The following is an 11,305-nucleotide window of genomic DNA, read 5'->3' as shown; positions in this document are numbered from 1 at the left end:
CCATACAGGGGTGAACATTGTGTAGATTTAATCCCGCGCGCAGCGTGCTATTGCCGTCTGCAACACCTAGCCATCGCGTTTCGCAAGGACTTGATCGTGCCCGAGCATGTCGGAGATTGTTCTCGCGGCCTCTTGCACCAGCGCTTGCAGCTTGGTTCGCTCATCTTCGGCAAATTCATGCACAGGCACCATGATACTAACGACGCCCTCCACTACCCCATCATGGTTGTAGAGCGGGTAGGCAATCGATGAAATACCAAAGTGATAGTAAGAATCTGCAATGACATAACCACGCTGACGGTCTTCCTGAACTAAGTCCCACAGCACATCACGCCGAATCGGTGCACCAAGCTCCTTATTAAGTAGTTGGTCGTCAGGATAGAGCGATTCAAACTCCTCTTTCGAGAGATCTGTCAGCAGTAGTCGCCCTAGTGACGTACAGTGCAGTGGAATTCGTGTTCCTACACTAACGCGACGAATCGTGGCGTTAGTGGCACCCACACGGGCCACATAAACGGCATCCCTTCCATCGCGAACGGCAATATGACTTGAGCAGCCGGTCTGCTCGCATAGCGACTCAATAACAGGATGGCCTACCTGCACAACATCCAATGAGGCCACATATTCAAAGCCCAGCTTTAGCACGTTAACACCCAGCGAATACAATCCAGTGACCGGGTGATGGCGTAGAAACCCCATATGCTCCAAGGTCTGTACTGCGCGATACGACGTCGACTGGGGATAACCAACGCGTTTGACGATCTCAGCAAAACTCATTTCACGATGATGACGATTGAGTTCCATTAAAATCGTCAGCCCTCGTTCAAGCGCGGGAATTAAATGCTTTTTTTCCTTTTCACTCATGGCGGGTTAACTCACTTCGTTATTTGTATTATCGAGATAACGTAAAACCCCTAACGCCTGCGCAAACCTACTACTGGCCGATTGCCATTAATGATTTAAAGCAACATTGAGCATGCGTTAAGGAACTCAGCTAATACAGCAGCTAACACCGCTAGAAAGTGCTAGCTGCTGACGTCACAACGAGCGAGCTAGTTACTCAGACCACTCTCCAATCAAAGCGCGCTCTTCATCTGTCATATTGGTCATGTTGCCAAGGGGCATGTATCCACTGGCCACGACCTGCTGAATACTCTCTTTGTGATGCAAAATTTGCTCAAGGTTATCGTAGGCAAAGCCCGCAGGAGGAGCAGAAAAACCAGGCTGTGTTGGCGACTGGGCATGGCACGCAACGCAGCGCTGCTCAATAACCGCCTGCACGTCAGTAATATCTGTCCCACTCTCTGCACCAGCATTAGCTTGTTGGTTAGCTGGCATCCCTATCCAAAACGCCACCATAATCAAGACGACACCTGCCGCAGGATAACCAGGCCGTATTTTCCCAGCGTGCATCAACACGAAATACTGACGAATTAAGGCACCCGCAAAAATCAGCAATGCCATGATGATCCATGCATAGGCGTGAGAGTATGCAAAGGAGTAGTGGTTACTGATCATTAATAAAACAACGGGTAACGTAAAGTACGTATTGTGTACCGAGCGTTGCTTACCACGTTTGCCGTCTAACGGATTTGGCGTTTCGCCAGCTTTCATCGCCTTAACAATGCGGCGCTGCCCAGGAATGATCCAGAAGAACACGTTGGCAGACATCGCTGTTGCCATAACAGCCCCGGTCAATAGAAATGCGGCACGACCTGAGAACATATGAGTACTCAGATACGCGACTACCACCATCATGATCGCAACACCAATACTTAATAGGCCATCGCGCTCCATGTTGGGGCTGATGCGTTTACACATTTCGTTATAGACCACCCACCCCAGCAGCAAGAAGGTCAGCGCCAAAACGTTGGCCTGCCAGCCGGTCATATTGGCAGCCCACTCCCAGCTACTGTTGGGATTAACCAAATAAAAGCCAGGATTAAACATGTACAAAATGATGAATAAAGCGAAGCCAGATAACCAAGTGGTATAAGCTTTCCAGAAAGACCAGTGGAGGTCATCAGGCAGCTTTTCCGGGCTGGTAGCATATTTCTGATTATGATAGAAGCCGCCGCCATGCACGGCCCACATTTCACCAAATACGCCTTTTTTACGGCAGTTTTCATCTTTGGGGGATTTCAAGCCATTATCTAGCATAACAAAGTAGATAGACTCACCAATCCAGGCAATCGCGGCAATAACGTGTAGCCAGCGAAGCATAAAATTAGAAAAATCAATTAAGTAGGACAGCATATCGGCTTCCTCGCCTCATTTGTTTGTTGTTAGTCGGCAGCATAAGGTTTTTTATCAGGGCTATTTTTATCGGGACTATTGATTAAGTCTCTTTAGCTGCCGCGATACGTGGAGTAGGCATAGGGCGATAGCAGCAATGGCACGTGATAGTGCTGTGTGGCGTCATTGACCCCGAAGCGAAGCGGTATCACATTTAAGAACGCAGGCTCGTTACTATTAGCAACTCGGCCAGCCTGACTGGCGAAGTAATCGCCTGCATGAAACGCCAACTCGTACTCCCCTTCTTGTAGCTCGTCGCCATCTAATATGGGATGGTCACAGCGGCCATCATCATTGGTGGTTACCGTTTTGAGGAAGCTGCGCTCACCGTTAACGACACGGTACAGATCAATTTTGACCCCCTCGCCTGGGCAGCCTTGCGCAGTATCTAGAACATGAGTTGTTACGTAACCCATTGGTTTCTCCGATATTTTATTAATGTAATTAGAGCCATTACCATGTCTTTTCCCTATGCATTGCTAACAATAAGCAGCTCAAGCGCGGGTGAGACACGTCACAGCCCAAAACCCAATGACTACATTTCTATATAAAAAATCGACACATTTCAAAGAATTTTTGTATACATTTTTATTAGGAAGCGTTGTTCACCCTGTCCAGCACCAAAATTTTGACGCCACCTTCGCTGCTCAGGTTTTCTTTCCTAGACGACGACCAGGCATCTCAACACAAGCCTCCCCCTGACAGAAATGTTTAAAAATAAATTAAAAATCAAAAGCTTGAACAAAAATTATGATAGATGCAGCGGTGAAACCAGCACGCTATTTTTCGTATCAAGAAGCGCTATTAGCCAAATAGATGAGCATAAACAGGGCGAAATTATTTATTTTCAGCAGATTTTTTGTGTACAGTATTAACTTTAAAAATGAACAATAATTTCAAATCATTGAATACAACAACAAAGGAGAGTCCCTCATGAGTGACGCCACATCCTCGTCGGAAGAGCGAGCGCGAATAGATGGAAAGAGCACCTCCCTCTTTGATTTTTATGGAAAACCTAAATTTCTAAAGGTACTGCCACTTTCTCTTCAGCACCTACTCGCCATGATTGCTGGCGTGATAACACCGCCTATTATCGTTGCTGGAGTCGTTGGCGCGAGCGTCGAAGAAAAGCTTTTGCTCATCCAGATAGCAGTACTGGCATCCGGTGTCTGCACCGTGTTCCATCTATACGGTGTGTGGAAATTCGGTGCGCGCTTACCTGCTATCTTTGGTGTCGGCTTTGCCTACGTACCGACGCTTGTGGCAGTTGGCGCTCAGTATGGGATTGAAGGCATACTCGGTGCCCAGTTGATTGGCGGTATGACCATGGTCGTGGTGGGCTACTTCATCCAATATATTCGCCATTTGTTCCCCCCTGTCGTGGCAGGAACAGTGGTATTGGTGATCGGTCTGTCGCTATATGACATCGCAATTCGCTATATGGCGGGCAGTGGAAACGTTAATGCCGCCAATTTTGGTGATCCAATTAATTGGATCGTCGCTGTCGTTACGTTACTCACTGTTTTAATTGCTGCCCAATTTGGTAAAGGGGTGATTAAGCTCTCAGCCATTATTGTGGGCATTGTGGTCGGCTATTTACTCTCCCTATCGCTAGGCCTAGTTAGTTTCGACAACGTCGCCAATGCATCCTGGGTAGCCGTTCCTAAACTAATGCCGTTTGAGATGGAGTTTCACACCGCGGCCATTGCTTCGATGGTCGTCATTTGTGTTATTAACTCCGTACAAACGATTGGGGATTTATCTGCCACAACCGTTGGCGGTATGAACCGTGAGCTAAAAACAAAAGAGCTTACCGGCGGCCTGCTTGGCAATGGTTTAACCACTACCGTCAGCTCTTTCTTCGGTGCCCTGCCCACGTCCACGTTCAGCCAGAATGTTGGCATCGTAGCCATGACCAAGGTAATTAGCCGATACGTACTGGCGCTGGCAGGTATTTTTATGATTCTAGCGGGTCTCAGTCCGAAATTCGGCGCAATGATCACGACGATTCCTTATCCCGTTTTAGGTGGTGCAACAATTACCGTGTTTGGCATGATTACCATGACTGGCATTCAGTTGCTGGTTAAAGATGAGATGTCTGCGCGCAATATGACCATCGTCGGCCTTTCCTTAGCACTAAGCTTAGGTATCGCTGCAGAGCCATCTGCTATTGAGCAATTTCCTGCGGTATTAAGAGATTTGATCGGTGGCGCCCCCATCGTTGTGGCCGCTATTACAGCTTTCACGCTGAATATCGTTCTACCCAAAAAATCTCTTTCAGATGAGGCTAAGGAAAGAGAAAAAATTGCTAACGAAGATAAAGACACTAAGGACGAAGCCAATAACCAAGGTGATAACCTTAGTCAACGTAGCGTTCATGCTGAATAATGATGTATTAATTAGCAACAAGAGCATCATTTAAAACATGCACGACGCTTTAGAACTGCCGCTCCCCCGGCAGTTCTATTTCTCTATGCAGAACATAATAATGAGACGAATGGAGTGGTAATCCCCCCGAAAAACCAGGGTGTTCAAAAGTAGAATTTTCCGTAAGCTAAACGCAGGGAGATTCTGCATGAAAAAATCACGTTTTTCTGACAGCCAAATACTGTCAATTCTCAAGCAAGCCGAAGGCGGCGCTCCGGTTCCAGAGCTGTGTCGTGAGCATGGCATGAGCAGTGCGACTTTCTACAAGTGGCGAGCTAAATTCGGCGGCATGGATGCGTCCATGATGGCCCGGTTGAAAGAGCTAGAGGATGAAAACCGACGGCTCAAGAAGATGTACGCTGAGGAACGATTGAAAGCGGACATCCTCAAGGAAGCCATCGAAAAAAAGTGGTGAAGCCGTCTCGACGCCGTGAGATGGCGCAGAAAGCCGTCAATGAGAAGCGCATCAGCATTCGACTGGCTTGCTGGATGTTCAGCATCAGCGAGACCTGCTATCGCTACCGGGCCAAGCTCAGCAGCGAGAATACCGAGATCGCCGACTGGCTAATCCGGTTGACCCATAACCAGCGCAATTGGGGCTTCGGCCTGTGCTTTTTGCACCTGAGAAACGTCAAAGGGTTTGGCTGGAATCACAAACGGGTTTACCGAATTTATCGGGAGCTGGAACTGAACCTGCGGATAAAACCCAAGAAACGCCTGGTTCGTGAAAAGCCGGAGCCATTGGCCGTGCCGGAAATGATCAATGACAGTTGGTCGATGGACTTCATGCACGACCAGCTCAACGATGGTCGCAGATACCGGCTGCTGAATGTGATTGATGACTTCAACCGCGAAGGCCTTTGCATCGAAGTAGACTTCTCGCTTCCGACAGAGCGTGTTATACGGTCACTGGAGCAGATCATTGAGTGGCGGGGCAAACCGCGCTCTATTCGCTGTGACAACGGCCCTGAATACATCAGCGGCAAGCTGGCGAACTGGGCGAAAAACCAAGGCATTGTGTTGGCGTTTATCCAGCCCGGCAAGCCCCAGCAGAATGCCTATATCGAACGCTACAACCGAACGGTGCGTTACGATTGGCTGGCCCAGTATCTGTTCGACAGCACCGAAGAAGTCCAAGGTTATGCTACTCGCTGGCTCTGGCACTACAATCACGAACGACCCAATATGGGACTCGGAGGAATCACTCCTCAACAGAAGTTGGCCATGATGGCCTGAGGCCTACTTTTGAAGCCCTCTAAAAATGGGGGGATTACCGAGTGACACATGCACCGCTTAAACAATCTAACAATGAGAATGAGCTGGTCACTCGTTTTATGCGCTTTTCTGACATTACTGCTGCTGCTGAGTGGTACCGGCCTCTACGCGATCAATCATAGTCAGGAAAGTATCGAGCAATTTACCAACGTCAACGTCAATCAACAATCGACACTGAACAGAACCAATTCGTCGATACAAAATGTACGTTTACAAATGGGCCGCCTGTACGAAGAGCTTCTAGAGGCGCACCCTTCTCTTACTGCCGTTGAAAGGCGCCAACGAGCGGATGAAATGCGTAATCTGCTTGAAAGTGCAGACAACGTGTTCGCTGAATTTCTTTCTTTATCATTCAACCCGTCTCATGAGCACTTCATTCGTGAAATAGAGAGTAGCTTCAATAACATGATGAGCCACCAGCTACTTCCTCAACTTGATTCGCTTTATCAAGGGGACACTGCTGACTACCAACGCCTGCGCAATAGCACCCATGATGCCTATGACACTTTTTATCAAGATGCCGTTAATTTTTTTCATACGGTAGAAGACGAAGGTAATCAGCGTTTGGATAACTTCTCTTCAGTGGTCAACTTAGCTAATTCCGCTATTGTTAGCGTATTCATTATCGCGCTAATCATTACTGCCATTGTCTACTGGGGTGTAAGCGTCAACTTAATTCGCCCAACGCAGCGCATCAACGAGCACTTTCAATATATTGCTAAAGGTGATCTTTCTAGAGAAATTGAAGTGCATGGCCGAAATGAAATCGGCATTCTCTTCAACTCGCTACGCAACATGCAAAAAGATTTGTTGGAAACGGTGGCAACCGTGCGTCATAGCAGTGAAGAGGTTTTTGCAGGCGCACGGGAAATTGCGTTAGGCAACCAAGATCTCGCCTCGCGGACCGAGCGCCAGTCCGCTTCATTAACACAAACTGCCTCCAGCATTGAAGAAATGACGGCCACCATGGAACGTAACAGTGACAACGCAGCGCAAGCTAGCCGCGTTGCTCAAGAAGCTGCGCATAATGCACAGCAAGGTGACGATGTCGTGACTCATGTGGTTAGTAAAATGCATGAGATACGTCATAGTTCGCAACAGATTACCGACATTATTGGCTTAATTGACTCAATCGCCTTTCAGACCAATATTTTGGCGCTCAATGCATCCGTTGAAGCAGCCCGAGCAGGTGAACATGGCCGAGGGTTTGCCGTGGTAGCCAGTGAAGTTCGCCTGCTGGCAACACGCAGCGCGGATGCCGCAGCAGATATCCGTCAATTGATTGCAACGTCAGTAAGCCAGATAGAAGCAGGCACTCAACAAGCGGATTTAGCCAGTGAGTCAATGGTCGCCATTATGGAATCCGTTAAGCGTGTTACCACTTTAATGGATGAGATCGCAGTCGCTAGCGAGGAGCAACGTGTTGGCATCAACGAAGTCAATAGTGCTGTTGGCGAAATGGAGCAGACGACTCAACAGAATGCCGCCATGGTGGAGCAAGCCAGCACCTCCGCCACTCAGTTAGAGCATGAAGCTGAACGGTTAACCGAGGTTGTGCTTAGGTTTAAACTCAACGCCAGCGCTGAAAACAGCCAATCACGTGCCCAGCTGGTTTCGCTAACTCACCAAGCTGTACCTTGCACATAGAACCAAACGCCATATACTGTATATATAATCATATATGGCAACTCTAGTCCGTGCAGAGGTGGCAACTCATGGCTTCTTCCCCTTCCAGCGCTACTGTATATAAAGGGCGCGGTGCGACCTACGACCCGCATAACCGCTTCGCACCAACCTGCAGCGTAGTAGAGGATGATGGCTGGTGGCATGAGGAGGCCTCTACTTCGCTTGCAACGGAGATACGCGAAGAGCCCAGCAAGAGCGCGCTTTCCTGGAACCGTTCACCGGATTTACCCTTTGACCGCTCACTCAATCCATTTCGCGGCTGCGAGCATGGCTGCATTTACTGCTACGCTCGCCCTTCCCACGCCTACTGGGATTTGTCACCGGGGCTCGATTTTGAAACTAAATTAATCGCCCGCACAGGCTTAGTTGAGCACTTAACAGACGAGCTTAGCCATCCCCATTATGTATGTCGTCCTATCAACCTTTCCGGCAACACCGACTGTTACCAGCCGCTGGAAGCGAAATACCAAACAACTCGTCGTTTATTAGAGCTGCTACTAGCATGCAGGCATCCGGTCACTCTAGTGACTAAAAGCACGCTAATACTGCGGGATTTAGACCTGCTCGCAGAAATGGCCGAGCATCGTTTAGTGCGGGTGTTTGTTAGCCTGACAAGCCTGGATGCCAACCTAAAGCGTACCTTGGAACCCCGGGCGGCCTCGCCTCAGGCGCGCTTAAAAGTGATTCGCGAACTCAACACCGCCGGCATTCCCGTGGGTACGCTGGTCTCACCGATTATTCCTGGCCTTACTGATCACGAAATTGAACGCATTCTTGAAGCGGCCAGCCGAGCAGGCGCACGCACAGCAACGTGGATGCTGCTACGCCTACCCCATGAAGTCGCACCGATGTTTGAAGCATGGCTACAAGCCCACTACCCCGAGCGAGCCGCTAAGGTAATGAGCCTGATTCGCCAATGCCGAAGCGGCCAAAACTACGATGCACAATTTGGTAAACGCTTCCGTGGTGAAGGTGTCTTTGCCGACTTAATCGCCCAACGCTTTAATCGCGCCAGCCGCCAGTGGAACATGCAGCCACGCACCGAACAGGGCCTGAACACCCACGACTTTCGACCACCACGGGCGCAAGGAGATTTATTCATTTAAGCTAAGCCTTTTGATGTAGTAGCTTCCCGCAAAAGGAAACCCAATGACCTCGCTTAGCAAGACCAAATCAAGTTTTTACCGCCGCTTGTATGTCGCGCATTTAATTGAGCAAGGCGTCGCAAACGTACCAGCGTTAATCGAGGTCACCGGTATGCCTCGTCGTACCGCGCAGGATACTATCGCCTCACTTGCGGAGCTGGATATCGAGTGCGTATTCGAGAAAGGCGAAGGTGAGCGCCATAATATTGGCCACTACCAGATACGTGACTGGGGAGCGATAGATCCTCGCTGGGTTGCTACTAATGCGGAACGGCTAAAGCAGTCTCTTGGTTACGCTTAAACACTGACTCATTGTTCCGGCTCAGACCATGCTAATCGTGCGGCGTTAAGCGTCACGCTGAGCGAGCTTATTGCCATGGCGAGTACTGCAATCAACGGTGGTATGGCCATGACCACCACCACGCCAAGTGCCAGGGTGTTATAGAGTGCCGAAAAGAAAAGATTTTGCTCCATCACTCGCCGCGTGCGTTTGGCGATGCTCAGCAATTTTACTACCCCACCAATCCCTGGTGTCATTAGCTGGGCAGATGCTCCTTCGCGGGCAGCTTCGCTGGCACTCAGTGGGGCAATGCCAGCGTCTGCTGCCGCCAAGCTTAGCGTATCGTTTAGGCCATCTCCCACAAACAGTGTTGGCGATGGTAACCCGCGTAATAGCCGTGCCTTGGCTTCCGGTGAGCGCTGGGCATAGCAAGCCTCGCGCACCAGACCAACACGTTCGCCTAACCAACTAACCGCGCCCTGTTGATCACCACTGATCATTGCAACCAGATAACCTGACCCTAACAGGTGCTTCACGTTTAGCTCTGCATCGTCTACAGGTTGATCGGTCAGGTAGAACGTCGCCAGCCAGCCTGACTTATCCGCCAGCATTACCCGGGAAGCAAAAGCTAGCGTGGCCTCTTCCGCTTGGGAAGGAACATCAACCTGCTGTTTGGTCAGCCAACCGGCGCTACCTATCATCAGACATTCACCGTTTACAAGGCGAACACGGCGTCCTTCCCCGGGGAATTCATCAACGTCTTCTATGGAAGGCTGAGAGCTTTGTTGATCTTGGCCACCAGACCAGCGCGCCAATGCTTGCGCCAACGGGTGTTCGCTCCCGGCAACGGCGCGGGTGAGCTTGTGCTGCAGCGTGTGTTCATCCATGCCATCCCGCACTTGCCAGTGCAGTACCGCATGGCATCCTGTCGTTAAGGTTCCGGTTTTATCCAGCGCTACTGAACGAATACGCGCCAAGATTTCTAGCGCGGCGGGATCGCGCAGCGCGATACCTTGCTGCATAGCCTGACCGCTACCGGCAAGACTAGCCAAAGGCACCGCCAGCCCAACGGCACAGGGGCATGCCACCACGAGCACTGAGAGCGCACGCACCAGTGCATCCTCCCAGCCCAATCCAACGAGTAGCGCACCAAGCAGCGTCACTAGCGAGAGCACAAGTGCCAAAGGACTTAACCAGGCGGCAAAACGGTCGGCTAGTTTCTGCAGTTCCCCTTTTTGGGCCTGATAGCGGCGCATTTCATGACGCAGTCGATCCAATCGGCGTTTACCCACCACCGCAGTGACCTGCATTATCAGTGGCGTTGTGCCTAGGTATCGGCAGCCGGCATACACTTTCTGCCCTGCATTGAAGTGACGTGGCAAGCTTTCACCGGTCAGTGAGGCGGTATCAATCCAACCGGGAGCATCAAGAATGCCATCTAGCGTCACTAACTCCCCCGGCGCTAGCTTAACGCGCGTACCCGCAACCACATCATTAATAGGAAGTAAGACCCAGGCCCCCTTTTGCCAAGCGCTTATAGCTGCATCTGGCAACGCCAGCGCATCCAGCGCTTTCAGCCCACGGTGGCGGCACAGCGTTTCTACCAGTCGCCCAACGAGCAACAGCACAATCAGCATAACCGCCGTATCGAAATACACCTCCGCCGAGCCGCGCCACAACAACCCAGCCGATACACTCACCGCACCGATCGCGCCAAGGCTAACCAGCACATCCATCCCTGGACGTTTGGCAAGTAACGTGCGCCAGCCCGCTCGGTAGAACGGCCAGCCCGAATACACCACTACGGGTAGCGCAAAGGCACCCGATATCCACGCCACCACATGCTCTATCGATGCGCTCGGTAGCGCTCCCACATAAATAAGCAGTGATGCCAACATGGTCCACATACCGAATACGGCGCCTACTAACAACCGCAAGGTAAGGTAGCGGCTCTCCTGCTCAAGACGATCATGGGCATCATCAACGGCTTCTAATTCAGTTAGCCGATAACCCAGCCGTTTGACTACCGGCGCAAGCTCCGTCAGATCGACTGCGTCTCGCGCACCTTTCACCCACACGGTTGCCGTGGGGTAGTGGACGCTAACGTCGATGACCCCAGGCAGACGTGCTAGCGCACCCTCTACTGCCAGAGCACAGCTGGTACACCACATACCATGCAGGGTATAGAGGGGTGTGT

Annotated in this window: 9 protein-coding genes; 5 read left to right on the top strand and 4 right to left on the bottom strand. The window is 50.7% G+C overall.

The annotated features are described in order from the left end of the window. Positions 1-66 precede the first annotated feature (66 nt). The 3 genes from NDQ72_07745 to uraH form a co-directional block, all read right to left on the bottom strand. Complete coding sequence (locus NDQ72_07745; protein ID WKD29823.1) at positions 67-864, bottom strand: IclR family transcriptional regulator; 798 nt, start codon at positions 862-864, stop codon at positions 67-69. A gap of 192 nt (positions 865-1,056) precedes the next feature. Further along, complete coding sequence (locus NDQ72_07740; GenBank protein ID WKD29822.1) at positions 1,057-2,256, bottom strand: urate hydroxylase PuuD; 1,200 nt, start codon at positions 2,254-2,256, stop codon at positions 1,057-1,059. 92 nt (positions 2,257-2,348) lie between these two features. Beyond that, a complete protein-coding gene (gene uraH / locus NDQ72_07735; protein ID WKD29821.1) occupies positions 2,349-2,711 on the bottom strand; it encodes a hydroxyisourate hydrolase in 363 nt (120 codons plus the stop codon). 517 nt (positions 2,712-3,228) lie between these two features. Here uraH and NDQ72_07730 point away from each other — a divergent pair. The 5 genes from NDQ72_07730 to NDQ72_07710 all read left to right on the top strand — a co-directional run bounded on the left by NDQ72_07730 (position 3,229) and on the right by NDQ72_07710 (position 9,129). Then, positions 3,229-4,683 (top strand): purine permease, encoded by a 1,455-nt coding sequence (locus NDQ72_07730; GenBank protein WKD29820.1) that lies wholly within the window; start codon positions 3,229-3,231, stop codon positions 4,681-4,683. A 187-nt stretch (positions 4,684-4,870) separates the two neighbouring features. Further along, positions 4,871-5,958 (top strand): IS3 family transposase gene (locus NDQ72_07725; protein ID WKD29819.1). Its coding sequence is split into 2 segments (ribosomal slippage): positions 4,871-5,123 and positions 5,123-5,958, totalling 1,089 coding nucleotides; the frame shifts between segments, so codons are not numbered across the junction. Between the two features lie 48 nt (positions 5,959-6,006). Beyond that, a complete protein-coding gene (locus NDQ72_07720) occupies positions 6,007-7,644 on the top strand; it encodes a methyl-accepting chemotaxis protein (protein WKD29818.1) in 1,638 nt (545 codons plus the stop codon). Positions 7,645-7,712: 68 nt separating this feature from the next. Further along, the gene (locus tag NDQ72_07715) at positions 7,713-8,789 is read left to right on the top strand and encodes a PA0069 family radical SAM protein (GenBank protein WKD29817.1); all 1,077 of its coding nucleotides are present in this window, start codon (positions 7,713-7,715) and stop codon (positions 8,787-8,789) included. A 43-nt stretch (positions 8,790-8,832) separates the two neighbouring features. Beyond that, positions 8,833-9,129, top strand: coding sequence for a winged helix-turn-helix domain-containing protein (locus tag NDQ72_07710; GenBank protein ID WKD29816.1), 297 nt, complete (start codon positions 8,833-8,835; stop codon positions 9,127-9,129). Positions 9,130-9,137: 8 nt separating this feature from the next. Here NDQ72_07710 and NDQ72_07705 read toward each other — a convergent pair whose 3' ends face one another. Then, on the bottom strand, positions 9,138-11,279 hold the full coding sequence (locus NDQ72_07705) for a cation-translocating P-type ATPase (protein ID WKD30361.1): 2,142 nt from the start codon (positions 11,277-11,279) through the stop codon (positions 9,138-9,140). Positions 11,280-11,305: the final 26 nt, after the last annotated feature.

This window comes from Halomonas sp. KG2, from assembly GCA_030440445.1.
Taxonomy (GTDB): domain Bacteria; phylum Pseudomonadota; class Gammaproteobacteria; order Pseudomonadales; family Halomonadaceae; genus Vreelandella.
The sequence above is the reverse complement of the archived record's forward strand: the minus strand, read 5'-3'. Positions and strand labels throughout refer to the sequence as shown.